Below are 25,809 nucleotides of genomic sequence, written 5' to 3' on the forward strand. Positions count from 1 at the left end.
GGACTTAACCAACGCTTTTTGAAAAATGAAATACCTTCTTATTATTATCTAGTTTTGAAGGAATGAAAATTTCTTCTTGCATTTTGGTTTCATACATGGTATGATAGTAAATGTGAAAAAAAGATTAAATGTTTGGTGGCGATAGCGAAGAGGTCACACCCGTTCCCATTCCGAACACGGCAGTTAAGCTCTTCAGCGCCGATGGTAGTTGGGGGTTTCCCCCTGTGAGAGTAGGACGCCGCCAAGCTATAATCTTTGTATTCTTTTTGAGTGATTGGGAATACTATATTTATAAAAGAAACATTTATACCGTCGCGGGGTGGAGCAGTCCGGTAGCTCGTCGGGCTCATAACCCGAAGGTCGCAGGTTCAAATCCTGTCCCCGCAATCATGAAAAAAACGAAACTTAGGTTTCGTTTTTTTGTTTTATCCGAAATTCGAATAATTATGTCCCTAACTTATTTGTTTCTTCTTTTGAAACAAGGTAAACTACATATAGAATGGTTTTTGTTCCATAATATTGCGTTTATGGTTCTCGACATGAACTTTAGGACGTTTTCCTAATAATGATAAAGGTGATTGATATATGCATCAGGTTGAATGGATTTCTCAGAATGAGGAAGAAACAGCGCGATTTGCGCATGAATTGGCACAAAAGCTTTCAAGTGGCGATGTGCTGGCTTTAGAAGGTGACTTGGGTGCTGGAAAGACGGCATTCACAAAAGGGTTGGCTAAAGGATTAGGTGTTACCAGAATGGTGAATAGCCCTACCTTTACGATAATAAAGGAATACATGGGTCGATTGCCTTTATATCATATGGATGTATATCGGGTAAGTGAATCGGAAGAAGATTTAGGCTTTGAAGAATATTTTGATGGTGATGGTGTGACTGTCGTTGAATGGGCCCATTTAATAAAGGATCACCTTCCAGAGGAAATCCTGACCATCTATATTTATCGTCTGAGCGATACAAGCCGGCGTTTTGTTCTGGAAGCCAAAGGCGAACGATATGTAAAGTTATGTAAGGAGATTATTTGATGAAGGTTTTAGCTATAGATACATCGAATTTCACATTAGGGGTTGCCCTGGTAAACGGGAGTCAAGTAATTGGTGAGTATACGACGAACCTAAAGAAAAATCATTCGGTGCGGGTTATGCCAGCAATTGAAACACTGCTGAGGGATTGTGATACTAAACCGAAGGATTTGACTAAGATAGTGGTCGCTCAAGGCCCGGGATCCTATACAGGCGTCAGGATTGGAGTGACGATTGCAAAAAGCTTGGCATGGACACTTCAGATTCCGTTATCGGGTGTTTCCAGCTTAGAGGTTTTAGCAGCTAATGGACGTTATTTTAACGGGGTGATCTCTCCATTGTTCGATGCAAGAAGAGGGCAGATTTATACTGGATTATATGAAATGGAAAATAACTCTTTAAAGACAGTCATTGAAGATTGTAATATTCTATCCTCTGAGTGGGCGAATCAATTGAAGGAATTAAATCGTCCTGTTTTATTCGTTGGTCAAGATGTGGACATTCACCGGGATGCAATTACGGAAGCATTAGGTGATTTAGCTGTATTTGCTCCGGTACAGACATATAACTCAAGACCAAGCGAACTGGCCTTCATTGGCCTTGATAAGGCTGAAGTCGATGTTCACCAGTTTGTACCGAATTATATCCGCATGGCTGAAGCAGAAGCTAAGTGGCTTGAACAGCAGGGGAAATAAACAAGGAAAGCGACCGATTATTATGAGTAAAACATTGACGTTCCGAAAAATGAATACGGAAGATATCGAGCAAGTGCTTAATGTGGAAAAACAGTCCTTTACTTTGCCTTGGAGCCGGGAAGCTTTTTTTAATGAACTGAATCATAATCAATATGCTGTATACATGGTGATAGAGGATGAAGGGAAAATTGCCGGTTATTGCGGTGCGTGGATAGTCATTGATGAATCGCACATTACCAATATAGCGATATTGCCAGAATACCGAGGGCAAAAGCTTGGGGAAGCTTTGCTCAGGAAGATGATTGAAATCTCCATTTCGATGGGTGTGGTGAGGATGACGCTTGAGGTCCGTGTCAGTAATGCAGTAGCCATTTCGCTTTATGAAAAACTTGGTTTCCAAAAGGGTGGAATCCGAAAAAATTATTATACAGACAATCAAGAAGATGCTTATGTTATGTGGGTGAATTTTTCATGAAAAAAGATCAATTTATATTAGGAATTGAAACGAGCTGCGATGAAACTGCGGCAGCTGTCATAAAAAATGGAACGGAGATACTGAGTAATGTCGTGGCTTCACAAATCGAAAGCCATAAACGTTTTGGCGGTGTTGTCCCGGAAATAGCTTCCCGTCATCATGTAGAACAAATTACGATCGTTCTTGAAGAAGCACTGCTTCAGGCAGGTGTGACATATGAAGACTTGGATGCCATTGCCGTTACAGAAGGTCCCGGACTTGTAGGGGCACTATTAATAGGCGTGAATGCGGCGAAGGCTGTAGCTTTCGCACATGGAATACCTATTGTCGGTACGCATCATATCGCGGGTCATATTTATGCGAATCGGCTTATTCAGGAGATCGAATATCCTGCGCTTTCTTTAGTCGTTTCGGGAGGCCATACGGAATTGGTGCTTTTAGAAGAACCGGGTTCTTTCAAGGTGATAGGGGAGACGCGGGATGATGCAGCAGGTGAGGCGTATGATAAAGTGGCCCGAACCTTGGGGCTCCCTTATCCTGGCGGCCCTCATATCGATAGGCTGGCACAAGAAGGCTCACCAACTTTGAAACTGCCTCGGGCATGGTTGGATGGCAGCTATGACTTTTCTTTCAGCGGGTTGAAATCAGCGGTAATCAACACTTTGCATAATGCTGAACAGCGCGGGGAAAAAATTGAACCTAAAGATTTAGCGGCAAGTTTCCAAGCTAGCGTGATAGAAGTGCTTGTAATGAAAGCTGTAAAGGCAGCAAAGGAATATAATGTGAAGCAGGTATTGCTTGCTGGAGGAGTTGCCGCAAATAAAGGCCTTAGGGAAGCATTAACGGAAGCTTTTAAGGATTTACCTATGGATATATCCATTCCGCCCCTATATCTTTGTACGGACAATGCCGCCATGATCGGTGCTGCTGGCAGTGTCATGTTTGAAAAGGGAAAACGATCTGGTTTGGATTTGAACGGAAATCCTGGATTGGATATCGAAGCATTTTAATTGAAGAGAAGACAGGATCCCTCACTTTGGCATCCTGTCTTTTTATCGTGTTTATAAAAAAATAGAATATTCTGTGGATAAAGTTTTTTTGATAATCATACTGCATGTGTATAAGTGGTGTTTTTGTGGATAAGTGGATATGTTTCTGTGGATAATGTGTATAACTCAAATTAATGGCTAGTGAACGGTAAGTGGTTTGTTAACAAGTTTGTGGATAACTTTCAAGCGACGTTTTGAATGGAAAAGAAAAAGACCGAGTCAATTGACTCGGTCTTTTGTCATTCTTCCAGTTCAGTCCATTCTTCGAGAAGCTGGTCCAAACTTTCCTGTGCAGTATCAAGCTTTGTTTGGACCTCCATTACTTTTTCATGGTCCTGAAAAACATTTGGATCACAAAGGAGGTCATTATATTCGTTTATTTCGATTTCAAGAAGCTCCATGGCTGCCTCGATTTCCTCAATGCGCCGTTTTCGCTGGCGTTCAGCTTTTTTTGCTTCTTTATCAATTTTGTAATTCGTTTTTTCTACAGCTGCATCTAAAGTATTAGCCTTTTCCTGCTGTTCAAGTGCTTGGATTTCAGCCTGCTCCTGTTTCTTCTCTAGATAGTAATCATAATCACCGAGGAATTCTTCGTTGCCGTCTTTGGAGAGCTCTATCACTTTCGTTGCTATTCGATTTATGAAATAACGGTCATGTGAAACGAAAAGAATAGTTCCCGGATAATCGATCAATGCGTTTTCAAGCACCAATTTACTATCGAGGTCCAAATGGTTCGTTGGTTCATCAAGAATTAAAAAATTCCCTTTTTGCATCATCATTTTGGCTAGAGCAAGCCGGGCCTTTTCGCCCCCGCTTAGTGTGGAAACGGTTTTCAAAACATCGTCCCCGCTAAAAAGGAAATTACCGAGTACGGTGCGAATGTCCTTTTCCGGTTTAAGGGGATAGTCGTCCCATAATTCATTTAGTACGCGTTTATTGGAAACAAGGTTAGCCTGTTCTTGATCGTAGTAGCTGACTTCTACGTTCGTTCCAAAACGGAAACCCCCAGAAAGTGCAGGCAGCTTAGAAATGATCGTTTTCAATAAAGTAGATTTTCCAACTCCATTTGGGCCAACAAGTGCTATGCTCTCACCTTTAGTCATCCGGGAATTTATATTCTTTGATACCGTTTCCCCTTCGTATCCAATAGCCAAGTCCTGGAGGTGAAGTACTTCATTTCCGCTTTGCCTTTCAATCTGGAAAGAAAAATTCGCAGATTTTTCATCACCTTGCGGCTTGTCCAATACATCCATCTTTTCGAGCTGTTTGCGTCTGCTTTGTGCTCTTTTCGTGGTGGAAGCCCTGGTGATATTACGTTGGACAAAGTCGCGAAGCTTTTCAATTTCCCCTTGTTGCTTCTCGAACAGTTTCATGTCCCGCTCATAATCCTCCGCTTTTCCCTCTAGGTAAGAACTATAATTACCATGGTATTTTTTAATGTTATTTCGGGAAATCTCATATACGAGGTTTACTACTTTATCTAAAAAATAGCGATCATGGGAAACAATAAGGACAGCTCCCTGGTAGCCTTGTAAATATTGTTCAAGCCAAGAGAGGGTTTCGATATCCAAATGGTTCGTCGGCTCATCCAGAATCAATATATCCGGTTTCCTTAAAAGCAGCTTCCCTAATGCAAGCCTTGTTTTTTGCCCACCGCTTAAAGTGGAAATTGGGGTAGAATAGTCAAAGTCAGCAAACTGAAGTCCATGCAATACGGAACGGATATCCGCTTCATATTGATAACCGCCCTTCTCTTTGAATGTCACCATCAAAGTGTCGTATTCATTCAGCACTTTTTGGTAAATTGTTTCGTTTTCAAAGATGTCAGGTCTGGCCATATCAGCCTCAAGGCGACGCAGTTCCTTTTCTTGCTCTATAAGATCCGTGAATACAGTCAGCATCTCATCCCAAATGGACAGTTCGGATTCCAATCCCGTATCCTGGGCCATATAGCCGATGGTGACGCCTTTTGGTTTGATTATTTCACCGCCATCATGGGAAAGCTGCCCAGCTATGATTTTAAGCAGAGTGGATTTACCGGCGCCATTTCGGCCGACAAGTGCAATTCGATCTTTATTTTGAACTTCGAGCTTCATATTTGATAAAATAAGTTCAGCTCCATAATATTTCGATAGTTGATTGATTTGTAATAAAATCATAGATTTCACCTCAATTGATTATTGTTAGTGTAACGTATTTTAGTTATTATCGGCAACAGCTTGGTTCCAAGCTGAAACAAAAGCTGTTACATAAAGTGGAATAATAGTGTATGATTTAGGAGGGGTTACTTAAATGGGAGACTTAACGCATTTTAATGAACAGGGCAGGGCCAAAATGGTCGATGTGAGTGCTAAGCCTGAAACAACCCGGACGGCAGTAGCTCAATCGAGCATTTTATTGAATGATGAAATATATGAATTGGTCACGAACCATAAAATGAAAAAAGGTGATGTACTGGCTGTTGCGCAAGTTGCAGGAATAATGGCCAGCAAAAATACATCCAATATAATTCCGATGTGCCATCCCATTGCTCTGCAAGGGGTCAATATAGCCTTTGATTGGGAAAAAGAAGAACAAGGATATAGGCTTAGGATTGAAACGGAAGCTAAGACAAAAGGGAGTACAGGTGTGGAAATGGAAGCGTTAACAGCTGCATCCGTGACTGCCTTGACTGTTTATGACATGTGTAAGGCCATTGATAAGGGAATGGTGATCGGGCCTACATTCTTAGTGGAGAAAACGGGCGGAGTGTCTAGTAGCGATTATAAAAGGCAAGTAAAACAAACAGATAGAGATTAAGTTGAAAAGCATGTGTGAAAGCGGGGAAGAACAATGAACCATGACCCAAAGATACCGCAGGCGACAGCCAAAAGGTTGCCATTGTATTATCGATTTTTAAAGAACTTACATTCCTCAGGCAAACAAAGAGTTTCCTCGGCAGAGCTAAGTGAAGCTGTAAAAGTGGATTCTGCCACAATTCGCCGTGATTTTTCCTACTTTGGCGCGCTTGGGAAAAAAGGCTACGGCTACAATGTCAATTATTTATTATCCTTCTTTAGAAAAACACTAGATCAGGATGAATTGACCAAAGTCGCTTTAATCGGGGTAGGAAATTTAGGAACCGCTTTTTTAAATTACAATTTCATGAAAAATAATAATACTAAAATTGAAATGGCTTTCGAAGTTTCTGAAGAAAAGGTCGGCAAGCGAATAGCTGATGTGCCCATCTATCATATGGATCAAATCGATACACTATTGCAGGAAAATAATATTACTGCGGCTATATTGACAGTGCCTGCACAGGTAGCCCAGACGATAACCGATCGTCTAGTCAAAGCTGATATAAAAGGAATATTGAATTTCACACCTGCACGGCTGACCGTGCCTCCATCCATAAGGGTTCACCACATTGACCTGGCCGTGGAGCTTCAGTCGCTCATCTACTTCCTGAAACATTATCCAGTAGTGGAAGAAGCCGCATTGGAGGAATGAAAAAAACGCTGCATCATTGCAGCGTTTTTTTATTTTTTCTTATTTTTTTGTGCGGCTTTAATCTTAAAGTGCAGCATGATCATGCGTAATCCCGATCCAAAATCAAGAGTTGCAATAAGGACAAGTATGTAGGCAAAGAGTCCCCATCCGGAAGAATTGACGGTTTGAATCGCGATAGCGGTAAAAAGAGCTCCTAAGCCTGCATAGATGATGCCCATGAATAATGGTGATTGACGTTTCATAATAAACCTCCGATGAAGGCCTGTGCAGTATCTAGCATCTTCTCAATATCCTCCCGATATACCACTTGAAGGATGATAACAAGCGTATTCATCGCAATATGTGCGCTCATGGAAACAAGAATGCGGCCTGTTTTCGCATAAAGGAAAGCAAAGGTGAAGCCCATTGCCGTATATAAAAGAAGATGTTCAAATTCACCATGCGCCAAGCCGAAAATAACTGAGCTGATTAAGGCTGAAATAAAGAAGTTAAAGCGTTTATGAAGTGATCCGAAAATGATTTTCCGGAAAATTAATTCTTCCAATATAGGTCCAATTACTGAAGTGACGAAAATGACCATGGGGACTTTGTAAATGAGTGAAATAAGTTGCTGCGTATTTTCAGATTCAGACTCCACCCCAAGCATTTGTTCAATGCTGCCGGCAATGCTTTGTGCAAAAAGAGCCATGAACACTCCTGCAATTGCCCATAATACGGACAACGAAACGGAAGTTTGATTTCTCGTGTCCAACTTTTCCCTCATATCTTTTCTTATTAAAAAAAGAATCAATAATAAAGCAACGAGAAAACTGAAAACTATCCAGTATGCTGCAGACTTCACTTCGAGTTCATCTGCCGGCATTCCAGTATAAGACCCGATCAGCATGAAAATGGGTACCCCAACAATACTGGATAATTGCATGGCAATATAAGTGATGATGACGAACCAATATTCTTTTTTCAAAAATGAAAACTCCTTTTATAGTCACCCATCCCGTTCGGAACGTTCCTGATATGGGGACAATCTATAAACGCATACTCCAAAATGGTATCAAATATTGAGGCAGAACACCACTTAAAGGTACCCCTAACATAACATTTCAATTACATTGTTAAGGAAATCATTATGCTAAAGTAGTTTACCCATAATTTATCAGAAATTAATAAAAAATTTTCAATAAGATACTTGCAAAAAAGGCTCGGTTTATTTAATATTATAAATGTGTTAGCACTCGATGATGAAGAGTGCTAATAATCATGAAACAAATTATCAAGAGAATATGAGGAGGTTGTTTCACTTGTTAAAACCATTAGGTGATCGCGTTATTATTGAACTAGTTCAAACTGAAGAAAAAACTGCAAGCGGTATTGTTCTTCCTGATACTGCTAAAGAAAAGCCACAAGAAGGTAAGGTAGTAGCAGTTGGTACTGGCCGTGTCCTTGAAAATGGCGAACGTGTTGCTTTAGAGGTTGCCCAAGGCGATCTAATTATCTTCTCAAAATATGCAGGTACTGAAGTTAAATACGAAGACACTGAATACTTAATTTTACGTGAAAGCGACATTCTAGCTGTTATCGGCTAATTATACATCATACTTAACTGAACGAAAATTTTCTTAAAATTTTAGGGAGGTACTTATAAATGGCTAAAGAAATTAAATTTAGTGAAGAAGCTCGCCGTTCCATGCTTCGTGGTGTGGACGCACTTGCAGATGCAGTTAAAGTAACGCTTGGACCAAAAGGTCGTAACGTGGTTCTTGAGAAAAAATTCGGTTCACCGCTTATCACAAATGACGGTGTGACGATCGCTAAAGAAATCGAATTGGAAGATGCATTCGAAAACATGGGTGCGAAATTGGTTGCTGAAGTAGCAAGCAAAACAAACGACGTAGCTGGTGACGGTACAACTACTGCAACGGTTCTTGCACAAGCGATGATCCGTGAAGGTCTTAAAAACGTAACAGCTGGTGCTAACCCAATGGGTATCCGTAAAGGAATCGAGAAAGCGGTCAATTCAGCAATTGCAGAATTGAAAGCCATTTCCAAACCTGTTGAAAACAAAGAATCAATTGCACAAGTTGCTGCCATCTCTTCAGCTGATGAAGAAGTGGGCCAACTGATTGCAGAAGCAATGGAGCGCGTTGGTAACGACGGCGTCATCACAATCGAAGAGTCTAAAGGTTTCACAACTGAATTGGACGTAGTAGAAGGTATGCAGTTCGATCGTGGATATGCATCTCCATACATGGTTACTGATTCAGATAAAATGGAAGCTGTCCTTGAGAATCCATATATCTTGATCACAGATAAAAAAATCACGAATATCCAAGAAATCCTTCCTGTCCTTGAGCAAGTTGTTCAACAAGGGAAACCGCTATTATTGATTGCTGAAGATGTAGAAGGCGAAGCGCTTGCAACTCTTGTTGTGAACAAACTTCGTGGAACATTCAACGCTGTTGCGGTTAAGGCTCCTGGATTCGGTGACCGTCGTAAAGCAATGCTTGAAGACATCGCAGCTCTTACAGGCGGCGAAGTAATCACTGAAGAAATCGGACTTGATCTTAAATCTGCAACAATCGATTCATTAGGCCGTGCGTCTAAAGTGGTTGTTACAAAAGAAAATACAACGATCGTTGAAGGTGCTGGAAATACAGCTCAAATTCAAGCTCGTGTAAACCAAATCCGTGTTCAATTAGAAGAAACAACTTCTGAATTCGACCGTGAAAAATTACAAGAACGCCTTGCTAAATTAGCTGGTGGTGTAGCGGTAATCAAAGTCGGTGCAGCTACCGAAACAGAATTGAAAGAACGTAAACTTCGTATTGAAGATGCATTGAACTCCACTCGTGCCGCTGTTGAAGAAGGTATCGTAGCCGGTGGTGGTACAGCGCTTCTTAACGTATACAATAAAATCGCTGAAATTCAAGCGGAAGGCGACGTAGCAACAGGCGTGAAAATCGTTCTTCGTGCAATCGAAGAGCCTGTTCGTCAAATCGCTCACAATGCCGGTCTTGAAGGCTCTGTAATCGTAGAGCGCCTTAAAGGCGAAGCAGTAGGCACTGGCTTCAATGCAGCTACTGGACAATGGGTGAACATGATCGAATCCGGTATCGTCGATCCTACTAAAGTAACTCGTTCAGCTCTACAAAACGCTGGTTCTGTAGCAGCTATGTTCTTAACAACAGAAGCTGTTGTTGCTGACAAACCAGAACCTGCTGGCGCTGGCGGCATGGGCATGCCTGATATGGGCGGCATGGGCGGAATGGGCGGCATGATGTAATCATTCGCTAAATCCCTTAGAGGGGTTTAACGAGGATTCAGAATGAATGCTCACCAAACATGTGAATATCTTTAAAGTTGAAGGCCTCCCACAGTTTACTGTGGGAGGCCTTTTCTTTATATTTGAATTCTGTATGTCCTAATCGTTGTTGATTTTTTTATTTCCTGCAGCTGCTTGATCAGTAACTATGTATGCGTATGCCTGAATGGATGCAACGTAATTTTCTTGTTGTTATGCGGTAATTTCTTAAGAAGACGTTGTAATCGTATTGCAGGCAGTTTTTGCACCAATGTATATCCCTCTGGTGAAGTGAAGACAAAGTTTTCATCCATGTAATGATGACTGTTTTGAATTTTCATTTTATTTTGCTGTAGTAGATGCCTTTTTAATAACTTCATGACCTGATCGTCCATCAAAATGGTAAATCGCCTAGGGGATGTAAAGGTAAACTTCATACATCCAATTTCAACGAAAGACATACATATAGTTCCGGGCGATGGGGGGACAACAACTACTAGAGTTTTTTCAAGTAAAAGGAACTGTTGAAAGTTGGATTAAAAATGTTTTTAACTTAGTGAAGGATCATCCAAAGGCGGTTTTCCCTTATTTCGTTGGATGTTTGATTTGTAGATCGGTAAAATTGTTAACGCTTACATTTTTGCAGATTGAAGTTGCAAAAAGATGTACTAAACTATTTGAATATGTCCATTTATAATCAAATTATGAAAGGGGTTACTATCATGAAAGAACGGTCTCAACGAGTACTTACCAGATTTTTGAAAGTAAATACCTTTTTAACTTGTGAGGATTTAAGTAAAGAGTTCAATATTAGTGAGCGTACTTTTCGAAACGAATTGGTTCTGATTAATAAATATCTGTCTGAAAATAATTATCCATCCATTACGACGATAAGAGGAAAGGGGTTGAAGTTAGACCTGTCTGATGTGGACCGCGGAAAGCTCCAATTGAAAATTGGTGATGATAGGGAAACGGATTATTATAGGCCCAATGAACGTTTTCTTGCCTTACTTTTAGATATTGCCGATACCACAAAAAGGACAATGCTTTTTGAAATGGAAGAAAAACTGCAGGTATCGAAAAGTACATTGGATGAGGATATGAGAAGACTTCGCCAGTTTTTAAAGGAATATGGTATTTCTGTAGTGAGTTTAACGAAGCAAGGGATTGTATTAAAAGGAGATGAACGATCAATACGCACTATGTTGTACGACGTAATTAATAGTGTTACAGATATTTCCAATCTATTGGGGTACCGAGATAGAGATACTGTGAATACCTTTGCAGATCAATTTGTCCTTGATTATTTGGATACAAGTGCATTGAGGGTCATTGGAGAACATTATGACGAAGTCTTTGAAAAGTCTAGAGTAGAGATTAATCATGTATATCGAAATCAAAGCATTCTATTTTTAGGTATATGGGTAAGGCGGTTGCAAGAGGGAAATAACCTTAGGGAATTAGCCAAAGTTAGAGCCGAGATAAAAGAAGATCCTGTCAGAAATTTTGTGGATTTCATCTGTATGGAGTTTGGTTTATATCCATCATTAAATGAAATAAAATATACTACCTTTACAATCGAATCTTTTAATCCAAAAGATATGAATAATTCATTCGATTGGGTTACCGCACAATTATTAGCTATTCAATTAATTGAGCATGTAGAAAAAGTAACCAGAATCCCCTTTTCTCAGAGAGAAGAAGATTTGTATGAAGGTTTATATAAGCATATCACAGGGTTATTAAGCAGGGCGAAGAACGATTTACAGGTATTTAATCCGTTGAAAGAAACTATTAAGGAGTCCTTTGCCGAGATTTATCAGGCAGTCACATGCTTTAGTAAGCAAATAGAGGACTATATAAAAAAACCATTATCAGAAGATGAAATCGGGTTTTTGACCGTTTATTTTTCAACTTCTGCCAGCCAAATAAAACAGAAAGAACAATATGTTTATCAGGCTGTTGTGCTTTGTAATCATGGGATTTCAACTGGAAAGCTATTGGCTGCGAATTTGAAAGAGCAATTCAATATCGAGATTGTAGCAGTATTGAGTTCGTTTGAATTAGCCTTTATTGACAAGCTTGATGTTGATTTAGTTTTTACGACCATTTCAATTGATTATCCAAGAAAACCCGTATTATTGCTTAATCCAATATTAAGAGAAAGTGATAAGAAGGAAATTAAAGATTTTTTACTCAAAAATAAGAATAAGAGAAGGATCGTTTCCAATAAGTTAGATGCCACAATGCTAATGCAGGATATTCTTATGTTAATTGTAGAAAGCGGCGGTACGGTAACACAGGAAAGCTATCAGAAAGTAGAAGAGACTTTTAAAGAACATCATTTAAAAATTAATACAAGGGAGATACAGCCAATGTTGCAGGATATTTTGAGGGATTCCAACATTCTACTAAAGCAAGAATGTAAAGACTGGAAAGAAGCGATTACGAAATCTGCCCAGATATTGTTAACAGAAGAGGTCATTGAAGAGCGATATATAAACGCCATGATTAAATCTGTTGAAGAGTATGGGCCTTATATAGTAGTAGGGAAGCATTTAGCGTTAGCACACGCAAGGCCAGAAGATGGAGTAAATAAATTAGGTATTAGTGTCATGACGTTAAAGGAACCGGTGAATTTCGGAAATCCGGATAATGATCCGGTGAAAATTGTTTTTTGTCTAGCTGCAGTGGATTCTTATTCGCATCTAAATGTGATGAAAAATCTGATTGAGTTAATTAATGATGAAGAGAAATTAGACCAGTTAATTACAGCACAAGATGTAACCATGTTTAATCAGGTGTTATATGGAAGTGAAGTAATGGAATGAGGAAAGCTGTGGTTATTACAATTGGTGTAGATGCAAGTAGGAGAAGATGAATTATATAAAACAAAAAACGAAAGAGGAGAGAGTGACATGAAAAAAGTAAATATCTTATTTGTATGTGGAGCAGGTTTAGGAAGCAGTTTTGCTTGTCAAATGGCGGCAGAGGATGTATTAAGCAAGTTGGGTATTAATGCCAAGCTAGATCATAGTGATATCTCGTCTGCTGTTTCAGTAAAACCCGATATTATTATTACGGCACAGAATTTCAAATCCCAATTTGAGAAATTTTCAGTTGATCCAAAACAAACGACAATTGTTTATTTGAGAAATATTGTATCTAAACTAGAGATTGAAGAAAAAATCACCCCGGTATTAAGGGAAAAAGGCGTTTTAGCTTAAAAATAAATAGAGATAGCTAGAGATGGGGGGAGAAAATGGGTGTAGTCAACTTTATTATAGAGAATATTTTGACACAGGCATCAGTCACAATCGCGTTGATTGCTATGTTGGGGTTAATTTTGCAAAAGAAATCAACAGGGCAAGTTATTTCTGGTTCGTTAAAGACGATGTTAGGATTTATGGTATTGTCAGCCGGATCCAGCATTATAGTTGGTAGTTTAATATATTTCGGTAAAATTTTTACAGAAGGTTTCCATATGCAAGGGATTATTCCTTCAATTGAAGCCATTAATGGCCAAGCAATGAATGAGTTAGGCTTGGGTCGCGATATCGCACTAACTTTCTTAGCTATCTTTGTTTTTAATATTTTAATTGCCCGGTTTACTAAATGGAAATACATCTTTTTAACTGGTCAGGCAATTCTTTGGATGGCTACTATGACAACAGTATTTGGTTACTTTGCAGGTTTACGTGGTGTTGCATTGATTTTAGTAGGCGGTTTCATTGGGGGCGTCTTTGCGGTAGCAATGCCTGCGATTGCACAACCATTTGTTCGGAAGATTACTGGTATGGATGATATTGCATTAGGACACTTTTGTACGGTTGGGTATGTGTTTGAAGCAGGTGTAGCAAAACTAGTTGGGGGAAAAGGCGAAAAGAAAAAATCTGTTGAAGATTTGAAATTACCAGCTCAATTTGAATTCTTACAAGATACCTATCTATCTTTGATGGTGGTAATGACTCCTCTTTATATTATTACAGCAGCGTTCGCAGGTGATGAGTTCGCTTCTAAAATATCAGAAAATACAAACTACTTAATGTTTGCTTTCTTACAATCTATCCAATTCGTAGTTGGAGTGTATGTATTACTAGCAGGGGTTCGCTTATTACTAGGTGAAATTGTTCCGGCATTTAGAGGGATTGCCATGCGGTTGGTTCCAAATGCAAAGCCTGCATTAGATTGTCCAGTCCTATTTCCATTTAGCCCTAATGCAGTCATTGTAGGGTTTATCACAACTACTATAGGTTCAATTATTGCAATGTTTGTATTACCAGTCTTTGGGTTGGCAATGATCTTACCAGGTATTCTGACAGCCTTCTTCGCGGGTGGGACTGCCGGTATCTTCGGTAACTTAACAGGTGGTATTCGCGGTGCAATTATTGGTGGTATTGTACATGGTTTCTTCATTACATTATTACCAGCACTGTTAGTAACGACTTTCAATTCTATGGGATTTGTCAATGCAACAGCTACAGATGTTGATACAGTAACAGCTGCTTTACTATATGCATGGCTCATTGGTCCACTTTTAAAAGCTTTCTAGGACGTTGAAAGAGAAAAGGAGGTTCAAGTAATGTTTGGATTTGGTAAGAAAAAACCTAAAGAACCGAAAAAAGAAACAACCGAAAAGGTAGTGTTAACAGTAGAACGAAAAGAAGAGTTAGTACGTATTATCTCCACTAAAAAAGAAGAAGTAAATCAAACAGTTGGAGAAGAACAAGCAAAAATTCATGAGGAGATTGGCCTGGCATTTAATGAACTTGGTGAAGAAAATAATGCTATTGATTCGTTAGAAAAAAGTATTCAGGCTAAAAAGTCATTAGGCGAAGGTTACAAAACTTTATTAAAACTTTATAACAAGAAGCGTGCAGAAGCAGCAAAAGTGAATGATGAAGAATTATTACAGATATATCTAAAGAAAATGGATCAAATGATGCAAGTTTCTAAAGAGGTTACGCGTGGTGTTCGATAAGGAAGAAAATAAAAGAAGTATAAAGGGAGAGTAATTGATTATGTATATAACACTAAAAGAAGTAACACTTAGGGCTGAAGAATTGAATTATACAGTTGGGTCATTTAATGCACATAATTTAGAGATGTTACCTGATATGATACGTGCAGCAAAAGAGCAAGGAGCACCAATTATTATTCAAACAAGTATAGATACTGCGAAATACATTGGTCATGAAAATTTTGTTGCTGTATGTAAAACTATGGCCACAAATGAAATGGTAGATGTGGTATTGCATTTAGACCATGCAAGGGATTTTGATGATATTAAAGAGGCAATCAATAAAGGATATACATCAGTGATGTTTGATGGTTCTCATTTACCATTCAAAGAGAACATTATGAAAACAAGAGCAGTAGTAGAATATGCACACAAATATGGTGTTTCGGTAGAGGGCGAACTAGGGACAATTGGTGGTACTGAAGAAGGGATTCATGTAGATGAGGATGATAAGGTTTATACTGACCCAAAAGATGCAGAAGAGTTTGTTAAAGCAACAGGGGTTGATGCTTTGGCCATTGCAATCGGTACTAATCATGGTCAATATAAATCTAAAACAGAAGTAAATCTACCGCTATTAAAAGAAATCAATGCTGTAGTAGATGTACCTTTAGTTATTCATGGAGGTACAGGTGTTAATGAAATGGATATTCATGAATTAATAAATAATGGGATTCGTAAATTTAATGTTGGTACTGAGTTGTTAGTAGCATGGACGAAAGCAGCGAAAGAAACATTCGGAGAAACAAAAGTAACTAAATCATTACGACATAATATTATTCCATGTAATAAGGCAGTAAAAGAAATTGTCAAACATAAAATTGGAATCTTCATGAATAAAGAAGACAGTACGCTTCAAGTAAAATAGTCAAAAAAAAGTTCATTTGGCATTTTTATAAGAGTTGGAGAAGATGGATAATAAAGAGAGTACGGGGTATTCCTAGTACTCTTTCTTTATTCGTTAGATTATGAGGTGGTAAGATGGATAAAGCCTTAATCTTATTAGCAGGTTTACCAGGAACAGGGAAAACCTACTTGAGTAATATCATCAATAGTAAATTAGGGTCATTTTATAATCTTTCTCAGGATGACTTGAAAGAATATTATTGTGATATATATGGTTATCGTAATTTAGAAGAAAAGCAGAAGATAGAAAAGATAGCATGGGCGAAGTACTATGAAATAATGGAAAAGCAAATGCAAGTAGGCGACAATATTATGTCTGATTATCCTTTTAGTCAGAAACAAAAGCCTCATATTCAGCAATTAGTAGATAGATATGGTTATGAGATCGTTACTATTCGGTTAATTGCAGATTTAGATATTTTGTTTGAACGGCAAAAAAAGCGAGATTTGGATCCGACAAGGCATTTGAGTCATATCGTGACTTCCTATAAAAAAGGGGATCATTTAGCTAATAGAAGTAATGCAGATAATTTATTGATCTATGAGGAATTTATAAATAGATGTACAACAAGAGGATATGACACGTTTGAATTAGGGAAATTATATGAAGTCGATGTATCAGATTATACAAAAGTGAATTATTCTAGGTTGTTGGAAGATATAGAACGGGGGATACATTAAAAGGTACATTTCTGAAACTAGCAAAGAATTGTGAAATCCAAAACTTAGAGGCTGTTCTTCAAAAAGCTGAATTCCCTCCACACATTTTTGTTCAATGTGTTAAAAAAATCATTGTAACTATTAAAGAGATAGTCATCAAAATGTTTTTTAAAACGGAATTCTTCAGGTAGAGCTGTATATGCCCTACAATTAATTTGAAGTACGCCTGGCCTTGAAAATTTTATGGGAAATGTGATGGGTACTGATGAAAATGGAATATATGAGTTTAACAAAAAATACCTAAAATGATCAAGTGATTAAATCTAGATTTGCGTTCGAAATGAATAAGAAGAAACAGCATAACTAGAGCCCATCTCAAACGAGAAGGGCTTTTTTTGTCCTCGGGTTTGTCCTCTTCTTAATAATATCGCATTTAAATTAATTTAGTTGAATTCTTGCGAAATATTGATATATAGTCCTTTTTTGTATCCTATTACTTTCTATTTTATTTAAAGATGAATGGGTGGCATGATGTAATCATCGCCTAGAACCCTTGGTATATAGAGGGTTTAACGACGATTCAGAATGAGTGCTCACCTAACATGTGAATATTTTTAAAGTTGAAGGCCTCTCACAGTTTACTGTGGGAGGCCTTTTCTTTATATATGAATTCGTTATTTCCTAATCGTTGTTGATTTTTTAATTCCTTCTACAGCTTCAATCAATAGTGAAGTGCAGGTATGCCTAAATAAGTGTGGAGTAATGTTCTTTTCCATTCCTGCTTTTTTCGGAAGCCGTTTAAGTTGGGTATCAACTATTCGGTGCTTCTATGACATGTTAACAGCATTTCATCAATCTTAATCGTACGTAAAGAACCCTTTGTTTTTGGTGTTAAAAGTTGCCCATTTTAAGGGGAATGATCACCGATTCTTGAACCGGTATAGGGAATACACGATTTCTACCAGGGAAGCATCGCTGAAAAATAAGGGAATTATGAAATTTAAATTATATCGTTTCACTTTTGGGACGAGAGGATTTACTAAATATATTAGTATAAAGTTAGAAGAGCGGAAACACTTACCCTACCCCTACCCCTAACCCCATTGTTAAAAGGAGTTTGACCACAATGAAAATTATTAGAGTTAGAGAAGTTGCAATCGCACTTTGGGTATTATAATAGTAGGAGTTGAATTTAATGGATGAGTTAATAGATGAGTTTAAAAAGATGAAATATCATCAAAAGTTATTACTTTCAATTGCTTTGGATAAAAATCCTGAACAATATACTTTTTTTCATTTCATTTTGAATAATGATCTGAGTGAAAAGGATTCAAAGGTAATTTTTGATATACTTCATGCTTTAGAAGATAAAAAGGAAGGTACTTACCAAAAGGGTAAATATGAAGCAGCCATTGCATCATTATTAGGAGATAATCCTTCAGTGTCCATGGATACCTTTGAAAAGGCATTATTACATGTAAATATTGATGTGAACCCTATTTATCTAATTAAATCCTTGAGAAATCAATATTTTCAAGTTGATTTATGTAATTACCTCTTGGAACAATAAAGAATAATCTCAACAAGCATCCGTATATAATATTATTTTGGCAAACTAACTAAATATGCAAAAGCGAGAAACCCCCTTTTTTCTATAGTTGCACTGACCTAAAAAATGAGAAAAGTAAACACCTTTCGTTGAAAAGTAGGTATTGAATATCAGCCAATCAATGTGGAGGTGTTTTTTCACTTTCATGATAATCTCTCCTTCTGAAATTAATAGGGGGTTAGATGATATAAAAATTCACCATCCAGGGTTGCTAAATTTTTTGAATAACCCAATTTTTCCAACGTATACAATCTCCATTCTTAAAATCCAGGTTACTCCAAGAATTTGCCAACCCATATAAGAGCAAAAAACCACCTTTTAGTTGGGCGGCATGATGTAATCATCGTCTAGAACCCAAGGAATATAGAGGGTTTAACGGCGATTCAGAATGATTGCCAACCTAACATGCGAATATTTTTAAAGTTGAAGGCCTCTCACAGTTTACTGTGGGAGGCTTTTTCTTTTTATGTAAAGTAAAATTCAGTATAAAAATTCTGAAAATTTTAAGTTGTTTAACACATATTCGGGTGATATACTAATTTCACAAATATAATCATGATTATAAAATTACTATGATTGTTTTGTAATTACGATTAAAAGTTTATAGAAAGCGCTAATAGTGAGTTAAAAATAATGATAATGACCACCTTACGGCGGATGAAAAATGACTAAGAGGAGGATGAGAAATGTCAACAGATTATAAAGAAAAAGAAATTATCACTAATTTTCCTTATGCGTTTCAAACCATTGAAAACACTTGGATTGTTTTAAAAGATGGAACTAGACTTTCAAGTCGTATCTGGTTGCCTGAAGTTAGGGAAGGGCAAAAAGTACCTGCCATTTTGGAGTACATTCCTTACAGAAAAACAGACGGTACAAGGGCAAGAGATGAACCGATGCATGGTTATTTTGCCGGGCACGGTTATGCAGTTGTCAGAGTGGATATGAGAGGTTCGGGGGAATCAGATGGTCTGCTAAGGGATGAATACTTAAAGCAAGAACAAGATGATGCTCTGGAAGTTATTGATTGGATATCAAAGCAAAATTGGTGTGATGGAAATATCGGTATGATGGGTAAATCATGGGGGGGCTTTAATTCCCTTCAAGTTGCAGCCAGAAGACCCAAAAATTTAAAAGCGATTATTACACTCGGGTTTACCGATGACCGGTATAACAATGATATCCACTATAAAGGCGGCTGCCTCTTAAATGATAATTTCTGGTGGGGGGCCATTATGCTAGCCTATCAGGTGCGTCCGCTTGACCCTTATATTGTTGGGGATAGCTGGCGTGAAAAATGGCTGGAAAGATTAGAGGAAATGCCTTTATGGATGGCGCAATGGATGGAGCACCAAACGAGAGATGCTTATTGGAAGCATGGTTCAGTTTGTGAAAATTACGATGACATTGAAGTGCCAGTTCTAGCCATCGATGGTTGGGAAGATTCTTATACGAATACCGTATTAAGTTTAATGAAAGGGCTTTCAGTTCCCAGAAAGGGGATTATTGGTCCTTGGGCACACGTATACCCTCATGATGGTGTTCCAGGACCAGCAATGGGCTTTTTGCAAGAAGCTGTTAAATGGTGGGACCATTGGCTAAAAGGAAAAGAGAACGACGCGATGGATGGACCGATGGTGAATGTATGGCTTGAGGAAAGTATGCCTCCTTCTTCCATTAAACCAGTAAGTAAAGGAGAGTGGATTGGACTCGATTCCTGGCCATCAAATGAAGTGCTAACGCAAACTTATCAATTGACTCATGGTAAATTGCTAGAGGAAAGAGATGAAACAGAAGAGCGAGTGTTATTAAAAACACCTTTAAATCACGGCCTTTTATCAGGTGAATGGATGGGTGCCGGAGTACCGGGTGAAAGTCCATCAGACCAACGATTGGATGATGGTATGACGATGGTATTTGAAGGGGATGTCTTAGAAGGCCCATTAGAAATAGTTGGTTATCCAAGATTTGAAGTACAAATGACAAGTGACAGACCAAAGGCAATGCTCTTCGCACAACTATCAGATGTGGCACCAGATGGAGCCGTTACCCGTGTTTCTTATGGAGTAATGAATTTAACCCATTTAAATGGACATGATCAAGTAGACTTGTTAACCCCAGGTGAAAAGGTAAATGCATTTGTTAATTTAGACTGTTGCGGGCATAAATTTAAAGCCGGGCACCGGATACGTTTGTCCATTGCAACAACTTTTTGGCCAATGTTTTGGCCAATGCCTGAGGATGCAACACTTACTCTGAATCTTGAAACCGCGAAGTTTTCATTACCAATCTTTAAAGGAAGCCGGGTATCTGGACCGAATATGAGTCCTCAAAGCGCCCCATTAACTCCGACAACTATACTTTCAGAGGGAAGAGTCGATCGTTCCATTACATACGATATTTTAACGGATACATGGACTTGCATAACCGATGGTGTTGGAGGGGTATTTGGTGAAGGGGTCTATCGCTTTGATGACATCGATGTTACGGTTGAACACAATTTGAGACGAGAGTTGACATTAAGTAATGCTAATCCTCTTTCCGCGAAATATACAATTTATCAAAAAATGAGGATTGGGCGTGAGGGTTGGTGGATTGACGCTGACATTACCGTTACCCAAACTTCTGATGCAGAAAGCTTTATGATTGTTGGGGAAATGGATGTTAAAGAAAACGGCCGACCGGCATTTCATAAGAATTGGGATCAAAAGATTGAGCGTTCAGGACTTTAAAAAGCCAGGGATTGGAGAGAAAAGAGATGAAAGGTAAACTAAGGAAAAATATACCTACTCTAGTCATATTAATCATTGCAGGTGAAATGATTTATACATTGCCTTATTTTCGAAACTATTATTATGATGTATTCTTAAATGCCTTTCACTTGACCAATACACAAATGGGTACGCTTGGCAGTGCATATGGAGTTTGCTGTTTGATTTCCTATATCTTTGGAGGGTATGTGGCAGATCGATGGAGAACGAAGCACTTGTTATCCATATCCTTATTTGCGACAGGGATTCTAGGCTTTGCTTTACTATTGTATCCCCCTTACCCTGTGTTGCTGCTAATCTATGCAGCTTGGGGTATAACATCCATCATGACCTTTTGGGTAGCGTTAATAAAAGCCGTCCGTTCGTTAGCATCTGAAAATGAACAAGGAAAAGCATTCGGCTTTTTTGAAGGCGGACGCGGTGCTGCCAAAGTTATCGAATCTGCTTTGGTATTAGGACTTTTCGCCTTTTTAGCAAAGCAACTGAGTGACAAGCTGGCATTGTCCTCTGTGATTATTTTTTATTCCGTGATGTGTATTCTTTTAGGGATCATGATTATGTTACTTTATAAGGAACCTGATGGTAACAACAGTAGTGATGAAATAAAAGAAAAGGCAGATAAAAAATTTGATTGGGCAATACTTTTGAGGATTCTTAAAATGCCAACAACCTGGTTGGCAGCCATTCTTATTTTAACGTCTTATGCGATGATTAATAGTTTCTATTATATTACGCCTTATGCAACGGCCGCCTTTGGTGCTTCAACAATAATTGCCGCTGCTTTGGGTTACTTTTCACAATATTGTCGCCCAATCGGAAGTTTTGGCTCTGGCATTATCGGGGATCGAATTGGTATTTCGAATATGGTCATAATTGGCTATTGTGTTCTGGCAATCGGTTTAGCTGCTCTCATCGTATTACCCGGAAAGCCTTCTTTCATCTTATTACTGTTAGTTTTTATAGCGATTATTTATATATCAATGTATGCATTACAGGCAACGCACTTCGCTATTTTGGTGGAAGGAGACTATCCTGTCGAAACAACAGGAACAGTTGCCATGCCCTTGATGATTATTGGGTATAGCGGAGAAATCTTTATGCCAATTGTTGCAGGTGCTTGTTTGGACCACTGGAGTGGTACAGACGGTTATAAGGTATTATTTACTATTTTATTAGGATTAACGATTGTTGGGTTGATTACGGCTATAATTTGGCAAAGAGTAACGAAAGAAAAACGAAAAGAGATTGCGCTTCTGAAGAGAGAAATGAAAGCAAGTTAGCAAAAAACAAAAGGATCAAAAGGTTGCCAAGTGATAGAATAATAAGGTTTTCTTAAAGATCCCCAAAAATGTAAAGAGGCTGGCGATAAACGTTTTGTTTTTTGCCAGCTTTTTATTTTTATACGTTTCTATTGTGGGCTATTGTTCTTTCGGCTTCCATGCCATAGTTTGGTATAATTTATCCATCAGCACTTTATTGATTAGCATGCCACTATAAAATATAGATAAGAATACAGAAAGCTTTGTTTTATAGGGTTCAGTGATTGAAATGGACCTATATCTTTTTAAAAATGTGAGGGGAATAGATATGAAAAAAAAAGAAATACAAATGGGCCGCATGTGGAAATACTTTGTGGACGCAACAGCTGAAATTATCGAAGAAGAAGGTTTAGAGAATGTAACAATAAGGAAAGTTGCGGATAAAGCGGGCTATAATAGCGCAACCATTTATAACTATTTTTCTGAGGTCTCCCATTTGATTTTTTTCGCTTCAATGAAATTCTTGAAATGCTACACAGATGAGGTAGCTGTTTATATTGAAAAAGGAAAAGATCCAATTGAAAAGTACTTATTAGCATGGGAATGTTTTTGTAATCACTCTTTTCAGCAACCACAAATTTTCCATGCGGTTTTTATTATGGACCTAGCCGATCAACCTGAAAAGCTGCTCGAAGACTATTATAAAATCTATCCTTCTGATTTGATTAACATTCCTGAAGAATTAAAGACTATCCTATTCGAACGTAATGTGTCAAAAAGAGGCCGATCCTTTTTAGAAATTGCATTAAGAGAGGGCTACATTAAAGAGGAAAACGTTGATGCGATTAATGAATTGACCATTTTAGTATGGCAGGGAATGTTTACGAATGTTTTAAATAATCGCAAAAGCTACGATTTTCAAACGGCTGCAAAAATCACCATGAACTATATAACAGAGATTGTACACAACGCAAATCTCTTTCATTTTAAAAAAGATCATGCCAATCAGCAGAATCATTCTCTACCATTTGACAAATAAAATTTACTATATATTTGTTTTTCTAGCGACATCGAAAAAGCCTTACTCTATTGATCGAGAAGGCTTGGGATAAGGATATTTATTTTATTATTTCTTGTTTACCTTCGATAATCTTCCTAATGCAAAGGCACCGGCTCTTAGAGCGCATTTCTTGCCCCAGAAACGCGCCTTTTTCTTGAAAAACTTAGGTCGTTGAAACGGGACATACCTATAGAATATTAGCCATCCGTGAATGATATAAAACCTCAGTTAAAAATGACGTTACAAAACAGTTCAAGTACATAATGCTTTGTTCAAGATTTAGGGATTACTTGCAAGCTGTTCGAATTTTTGCGCCAGAACCCATTTTTTTATAATTTTCATAATGACGATGAATTACGTATAATGAGATTATGGAATATGGAAGGGTATACCTAACTTTAAATACATACGAAATGAAAGATTTTTATCATTCTATTCTAAGCAAATTAATATATTAAAGGTGAAATGATTATGATAGCTGGTCTTATGAAGTCTTGGACAATATGGATGAAAATTGGAGTAATTTTATTCGGGGTATTCTTACTATCGTGGTTGGGTCCTGATGAAATTGGTCTTACTGATTTGCTTATTTCATTAAGAGAAGGTGAAGAAACAGGAAATAAGTTAATGCTTGCCGTTTTTTTGTTAATTTCTTTAAATACAGTTTTGGCTTTGTTTCATTATATTGGTGCACTGCTGTTGGGAGACGAAATCGGTGATCGTTTAAACCGTCCATGGTTAAAAATTATCATTCCTCTTATTGTTATTCCTCTCGACTATATCGTGATAAATGCTTATTATTCTTTAACATACTCATTTAGCGCATATGCGTTGTTATTGTTGTTAGCAATCTTATTATTGCAAGCCTTTGAAAAGGATAGGCTAAAGCCAATTATTAAAACAATTATTTGTTCTCAATTAATCTTTGGGATTGAATGGCTGAATGAGATTCCTTCTTTATCCCAATATGGATTTGGCCAAGGGTCGATTTCAAAGGAATTAAAAGATATAGCAGTTCAAATTGGATTTGAGCAATCTTTAACATTGTACAGTTTAACTTTGTGTTTAATTTTTGTTATAAATGCTGTTATTTTAGCTGTGTATTTTTCATTAGCTGAACAAAAGTGGCGGATAAAGCAAGAGCTTCATTATGCGCAATTAGAAGCAATGCAGTCAAGATCAGGACGAGAAGCACTATATCTGGTCCATGATTTAAAAACACCTCTCACAGCAATTGAGGGGCTAAATTCTTTAATTAGTTTGAAAGTGGACGATTCTAAAATTAAAGAATATTGTCAAAAAATTTCATCATCGATTCATTCTGTTAGCGACATGATTTCTGAGATTTTATATGATGATAAAAAACATTGGTGCCGTATAAAAGATTTAGTTGGATACGTGGAAGCAAGCAGACTGAGCGGGACAAATCTTAATCTGAAAGTAGACTTTCAAGCAGATCCTGAAATTAAAATTTTAATTAATAAAATCCGAATGACAAGGGCATTAGTGAATTTAATTGACAATGCTTACGATGCAGTGAATGGAATAGAAGATGGAAAGATTTTGCTTAAGATAAAAACCTATGAAAATGAACTTTGGTTGGGTGTATCAGATAATGGGAAAGGGATTTCACCTAAAGAGCAGGAGAAAATATGGAAAGCTGGGTTTAGTACAAAATCGCATCCAGGGATGGGTTTAGCTTTCGTACAACAAGTTGCTAAAGGACATGGTGCATCTTTAGAAATTGACAGCAAGCTTGGACACGGGACAATAATTTGGATAAAACTAGCTGAGAGGAGTGTGTCAAGATGAACATCTTAGTCATTGATGATGATGCATCAATTCAATATATGCTAAGTGAAATTTGTGAATTTGCCGGCTGGAATGTAGATACGGCAAACAACGGAAAAGAAGGGTTAAATGTGTTTGCAGAAAAAGGAGCAGATGTTGTTTTAGTTGATTATCATATGCCGGAAATGGACGGAATAAAAACAGTGGGTGAGCTTCGTAACCTTAATGCTGATGTTCCGATACTTGTATTAACAGTCGATGAACGACAGGAAATTGCTGATCGCTTTCTTGAAGCAGGCGCAACAGATTTTGCATTAAAGCCTGTAAAAGCGCCTGATTTGATTTCAAGAATTCAACTGCATGCACGCCTTGCAAAATTAACTCAATCAGCTACGCAGCAAAAATCCAGTGAAGAAAAGGATGTATTTGTAACAAAGGGAATTAGTAAGAGAACACTCTGTCACGTTAGTGATTTTTTACACTCTAATCGTGAACCTTTTTCCGTTGATACAATTTCTAAAGAAGTTGGTTTGGCTTATCCGACCGTCTATCGCTATATTATGCATTTACTTGATGAAGGAAAAGTAGAAATTATTGTGAGTTATCAAAAAATAGGAAGACCGAAAAATTTATATCAATGGATTGTTGACTAAAAAACTGCCTTAATACAAGGCAGTTTTTTTATTATA

At 37.9% G+C, this 25,809-nt stretch carries 24 protein-coding genes, 1 tRNA gene and 1 rRNA gene; 22 read left to right on the forward strand and 4 right to left on the reverse strand.

From position 1 onward, the window contains the following. The first annotated feature begins 131 nt into the window (after positions 1-131). The 6 genes from rrf to tsaD all read left to right on the forward strand — a co-directional run bounded on the left by rrf (position 132) and on the right by tsaD (position 3,215). Positions 132-247: ribosomal RNA gene (gene rrf, locus FNK51_RS11395) — 5S ribosomal RNA — on the forward strand. A 66-nt stretch (positions 248-313) separates the two neighbouring features. Then, a tRNA-Met gene (locus FNK51_RS11400) sits at positions 314-387 on the forward strand. Positions 388-585: 198 nt separating this feature from the next. Next, positions 586-1,038: a tRNA (adenosine(37)-N6)-threonylcarbamoyltransferase complex ATPase subunit type 1 TsaE gene (gene tsaE / locus FNK51_RS11405; RefSeq protein WP_098373463.1), complete on the forward strand. Its 453-nt coding sequence runs from the start codon at positions 586-588 to the stop codon at positions 1,036-1,038. Beyond that, on the forward strand, positions 1,038-1,730 hold the full coding sequence (gene tsaB, locus FNK51_RS11410; RefSeq protein WP_141993389.1) for a tRNA (adenosine(37)-N6)-threonylcarbamoyltransferase complex dimerization subunit type 1 TsaB: 693 nt from the start codon (positions 1,038-1,040) through the stop codon (positions 1,728-1,730). The genes tsaE and tsaB overlap by 1 nt, the downstream gene beginning before the upstream one ends. A 22-nt stretch (positions 1,731-1,752) precedes the next feature. Continuing rightward, a complete protein-coding gene (gene rimI, locus FNK51_RS11415; RefSeq protein ID WP_098373465.1) occupies positions 1,753-2,205 on the forward strand; it encodes a ribosomal protein S18-alanine N-acetyltransferase in 453 nt (150 codons plus the stop codon). Further along, positions 2,202-3,215, forward strand: coding sequence for a tRNA (adenosine(37)-N6)-threonylcarbamoyltransferase complex transferase subunit TsaD (tsaD, locus tag FNK51_RS11420; RefSeq protein WP_076372381.1), 1,014 nt, complete (start codon positions 2,202-2,204; stop codon positions 3,213-3,215). The genes rimI and tsaD overlap by 4 nt, the downstream gene beginning before the upstream one ends. Before the next feature lie 278 nt (positions 3,216-3,493). Here the strand turns inward: tsaD and FNK51_RS11425 are convergent, their stop codons facing one another. Further along, the gene (locus FNK51_RS11425; protein WP_141993390.1) at positions 3,494-5,413 is read right to left on the reverse strand and encodes an ABC transporter ATP-binding protein; all 1,920 of its coding nucleotides are present in this window, start codon (positions 5,411-5,413) and stop codon (positions 3,494-3,496) included. 133 nt (positions 5,414-5,546) lie between these two features. Here FNK51_RS11425 and moaC point away from each other — a divergent pair, with 133 nt between their 5' ends. Together moaC and FNK51_RS11435 are read left to right on the forward strand one after the other, a co-directional pair. After that, complete coding sequence (moaC, locus tag FNK51_RS11430; RefSeq protein WP_098373467.1) at positions 5,547-6,053, forward strand: cyclic pyranopterin monophosphate synthase MoaC; 507 nt, start codon at positions 5,547-5,549, stop codon at positions 6,051-6,053. 33 nt (positions 6,054-6,086) lie between these two features. Then, a complete protein-coding gene (locus FNK51_RS11435) occupies positions 6,087-6,746 on the forward strand; it encodes a redox-sensing transcriptional repressor Rex (RefSeq protein WP_034306345.1) in 660 nt (219 codons plus the stop codon). Between the two features lie 29 nt (positions 6,747-6,775). On the opposite strand, the gene FNK51_RS11440 is transcribed toward FNK51_RS11435, so the two are convergent. Beyond that, positions 6,776-6,988, reverse strand: a complete 213-nt coding sequence (locus FNK51_RS11440) for a YdiK family protein (protein ID WP_034306342.1) — start codon at positions 6,986-6,988, stop codon at positions 6,776-6,778. Beyond that, complete coding sequence (locus tag FNK51_RS11445) at positions 6,985-7,710, reverse strand: CPBP family intramembrane glutamic endopeptidase (protein ID WP_141993391.1); 726 nt, start codon at positions 7,708-7,710, stop codon at positions 6,985-6,987. The genes FNK51_RS11440 and FNK51_RS11445 overlap by 4 nt, the downstream gene beginning before the upstream one ends. 334 nt (positions 7,711-8,044) lie before the next feature. On the opposite strand from FNK51_RS11445, the gene groES reads away from it, so the two are divergent. Both groES and groL read left to right on the forward strand, forming a co-directional pair. Continuing rightward, positions 8,045-8,329 carry a co-chaperone GroES gene (gene groES, locus FNK51_RS11450; RefSeq protein WP_034306337.1) on the forward strand — a complete coding sequence of 95 codons (285 nt, stop codon included), beginning with the start codon at positions 8,045-8,047 and terminating at the stop codon, positions 8,327-8,329. 59 nt (positions 8,330-8,388) lie between these two features. Beyond that, the gene (gene groL, locus FNK51_RS11455; protein WP_098373469.1) at positions 8,389-10,026 is read left to right on the forward strand and encodes a chaperonin GroEL; all 1,638 of its coding nucleotides are present in this window, start codon (positions 8,389-8,391) and stop codon (positions 10,024-10,026) included. Positions 10,027-10,211: 185 nt separating this feature from the next. Here the strand turns inward: groL and FNK51_RS11460 are convergent, their stop codons facing one another. Beyond that, positions 10,212-10,442 carry a hypothetical protein gene (locus tag FNK51_RS11460; protein WP_141993392.1) on the reverse strand — a complete coding sequence of 77 codons (231 nt, stop codon included), beginning with the start codon at positions 10,440-10,442 and terminating at the stop codon, positions 10,212-10,214. Positions 10,443-10,766: 324 nt separating this feature from the next. Here FNK51_RS11460 and FNK51_RS11465 point away from each other — a divergent pair, with 324 nt between their 5' ends. The 12 genes from FNK51_RS11465 to FNK51_RS11525 all read left to right on the forward strand — a co-directional run bounded on the left by FNK51_RS11465 (position 10,767) and on the right by FNK51_RS11525 (position 25,773). Next, entirely contained in the window at positions 10,767-12,875 is a 2,109-nt protein-coding gene (locus tag FNK51_RS11465) for a BglG family transcription antiterminator (protein ID WP_141993393.1), read from the forward strand. An 87-nt stretch (positions 12,876-12,962) separates the two neighbouring features. Continuing rightward, positions 12,963-13,271, forward strand: coding sequence for a PTS sugar transporter subunit IIB (locus FNK51_RS11470; protein ID WP_098373543.1), 309 nt, complete (start codon positions 12,963-12,965; stop codon positions 13,269-13,271). 35 nt (positions 13,272-13,306) lie between these two features. Next, a complete protein-coding gene (locus tag FNK51_RS11475; RefSeq protein ID WP_141993394.1) occupies positions 13,307-14,596 on the forward strand; it encodes a PTS sugar transporter subunit IIC in 1,290 nt (429 codons plus the stop codon). 30 nt (positions 14,597-14,626) lie between these two features. Further along, complete coding sequence (locus FNK51_RS11480; RefSeq protein ID WP_141993395.1) at positions 14,627-15,025, forward strand: tetratricopeptide repeat protein; 399 nt, start codon at positions 14,627-14,629, stop codon at positions 15,023-15,025. Positions 15,026-15,065: 40 nt separating this feature from the next. Next, entirely contained in the window at positions 15,066-15,932 is an 867-nt protein-coding gene (locus tag FNK51_RS11485) for a class II fructose-bisphosphate aldolase (protein ID WP_098373474.1), read from the forward strand. Positions 15,933-16,045: 113 nt separating this feature from the next. Further along, positions 16,046-16,651: a P-loop nucleotide/nucleoside kinase family protein gene (locus FNK51_RS11490; RefSeq protein ID WP_098373475.1), complete on the forward strand. Its 606-nt coding sequence runs from the start codon at positions 16,046-16,048 to the stop codon at positions 16,649-16,651. A gap of 1,174 nt (positions 16,652-17,825) precedes the next feature. Further along, positions 17,826-18,200, forward strand: coding sequence for a DUF1878 family protein (locus tag FNK51_RS11500; RefSeq protein ID WP_141993396.1), 375 nt, complete (start codon positions 17,826-17,828; stop codon positions 18,198-18,200). Positions 18,201-18,925: 725 nt separating this feature from the next. Beyond that, positions 18,926-20,971, forward strand: coding sequence for a CocE/NonD family hydrolase (locus FNK51_RS11505; RefSeq protein ID WP_141993397.1), 2,046 nt, complete (start codon positions 18,926-18,928; stop codon positions 20,969-20,971). Positions 20,972-20,997: 26 nt separating this feature from the next. After that, on the forward strand, positions 20,998-22,290 hold the full coding sequence (locus FNK51_RS11510; protein WP_141993398.1) for an MFS transporter: 1,293 nt from the start codon (positions 20,998-21,000) through the stop codon (positions 22,288-22,290). A 307-nt stretch (positions 22,291-22,597) separates the two neighbouring features. Further along, a complete protein-coding gene (locus tag FNK51_RS11515) occupies positions 22,598-23,308 on the forward strand; it encodes a TetR/AcrR family transcriptional regulator (RefSeq protein WP_141993399.1) in 711 nt (236 codons plus the stop codon). Positions 23,309-23,800: 492 nt separating this feature from the next. Beyond that, complete coding sequence (locus FNK51_RS11520; protein ID WP_286178650.1) at positions 23,801-25,141, forward strand: sensor histidine kinase; 1,341 nt, start codon at positions 23,801-23,803, stop codon at positions 25,139-25,141. Further along, positions 25,138-25,773 carry a response regulator gene (locus FNK51_RS11525; protein WP_141993400.1) on the forward strand — a complete coding sequence of 212 codons (636 nt, stop codon included), beginning with the start codon at positions 25,138-25,140 and terminating at the stop codon, positions 25,771-25,773. The genes FNK51_RS11520 and FNK51_RS11525 overlap by 4 nt, the downstream gene beginning before the upstream one ends. The last annotated feature ends 36 nt before the right edge of the window (positions 25,774-25,809 follow it).

Origin of the sequence: Bacillus sp. B4EP4a (assembly GCF_006680105.1) — a bacterium.
GTDB classification, from domain to species: domain Bacteria; phylum Bacillota; class Bacilli; order Bacillales; family DSM-1321; genus Peribacillus; species Peribacillus simplex_E.

What these genes read in the sequence shown, in the direction of transcription:
- FNK51_RS11465 (WP_141993393.1), top strand. Translation starts at nt 10,767, where the DNA reads ATGAAAGAACGGTCTCAACGAGTACTTACCAGATTTTTGAAAGTAAAT.
- tsaD (WP_076372381.1), top strand. Translation starts at nt 2,202, where the DNA reads ATGAAAAAAGATCAATTTATATTAGGAATTGAAACGAGCTGCGATGAA.
- tsaB (WP_141993389.1), top strand. Translation starts at nt 1,038, where the DNA reads ATGAAGGTTTTAGCTATAGATACATCGAATTTCACATTAGGGGTTGCC.
- FNK51_RS11480 (WP_141993395.1), top strand. Translation starts at nt 14,627, where the DNA reads ATGTTTGGATTTGGTAAGAAAAAACCTAAAGAACCGAAAAAAGAAACA.
- FNK51_RS11510 (WP_141993398.1), top strand. Translation starts at nt 20,998, where the DNA reads ATGAAAGGTAAACTAAGGAAAAATATACCTACTCTAGTCATATTAATC.
- FNK51_RS11505 (WP_141993397.1), top strand. Translation starts at nt 18,926, where the DNA reads ATGTCAACAGATTATAAAGAAAAAGAAATTATCACTAATTTTCCTTAT.
- FNK51_RS11425 (WP_141993390.1), bottom strand. Translation starts at nt 5,413, where the DNA reads ATGATTTTATTACAAATCAATCAACTATCGAAATATTATGGAGCTGAA.
- moaC (WP_098373467.1), top strand. Translation starts at nt 5,547, where the DNA reads ATGGGAGACTTAACGCATTTTAATGAACAGGGCAGGGCCAAAATGGTC.
- groL (WP_098373469.1), top strand. Translation starts at nt 8,389, where the DNA reads ATGGCTAAAGAAATTAAATTTAGTGAAGAAGCTCGCCGTTCCATGCTT.
- FNK51_RS11525 (WP_141993400.1), top strand. Translation starts at nt 25,138, where the DNA reads ATGAACATCTTAGTCATTGATGATGATGCATCAATTCAATATATGCTA.
- FNK51_RS11500 (WP_141993396.1), top strand. Translation starts at nt 17,826, where the DNA reads ATGGATGAGTTAATAGATGAGTTTAAAAAGATGAAATATCATCAAAAG.
- rimI (WP_098373465.1), top strand. Translation starts at nt 1,753, where the DNA reads ATGAGTAAAACATTGACGTTCCGAAAAATGAATACGGAAGATATCGAG.
- FNK51_RS11520 (WP_286178650.1), top strand. Translation starts at nt 23,801, where the DNA reads ATGATAGCTGGTCTTATGAAGTCTTGGACAATATGGATGAAAATTGGA.
- FNK51_RS11475 (WP_141993394.1), top strand. Translation starts at nt 13,307, where the DNA reads ATGGGTGTAGTCAACTTTATTATAGAGAATATTTTGACACAGGCATCA.
- FNK51_RS11515 (WP_141993399.1), top strand. Translation starts at nt 22,598, where the DNA reads ATGAAAAAAAAAGAAATACAAATGGGCCGCATGTGGAAATACTTTGTG.
- FNK51_RS11490 (WP_098373475.1), top strand. Translation starts at nt 16,046, where the DNA reads ATGGATAAAGCCTTAATCTTATTAGCAGGTTTACCAGGAACAGGGAAA.
- FNK51_RS11435 (WP_034306345.1), top strand. Translation starts at nt 6,087, where the DNA reads ATGAACCATGACCCAAAGATACCGCAGGCGACAGCCAAAAGGTTGCCA.
- FNK51_RS11485 (WP_098373474.1), top strand. Translation starts at nt 15,066, where the DNA reads ATGTATATAACACTAAAAGAAGTAACACTTAGGGCTGAAGAATTGAAT.
- tsaE (WP_098373463.1), top strand. Translation starts at nt 586, where the DNA reads ATGCATCAGGTTGAATGGATTTCTCAGAATGAGGAAGAAACAGCGCGA.
- FNK51_RS11470 (WP_098373543.1), top strand. Translation starts at nt 12,963, where the DNA reads ATGAAAAAAGTAAATATCTTATTTGTATGTGGAGCAGGTTTAGGAAGC.
- FNK51_RS11440 (WP_034306342.1), bottom strand. Translation starts at nt 6,988, where the DNA reads ATGAAACGTCAATCACCATTATTCATGGGCATCATCTATGCAGGCTTA.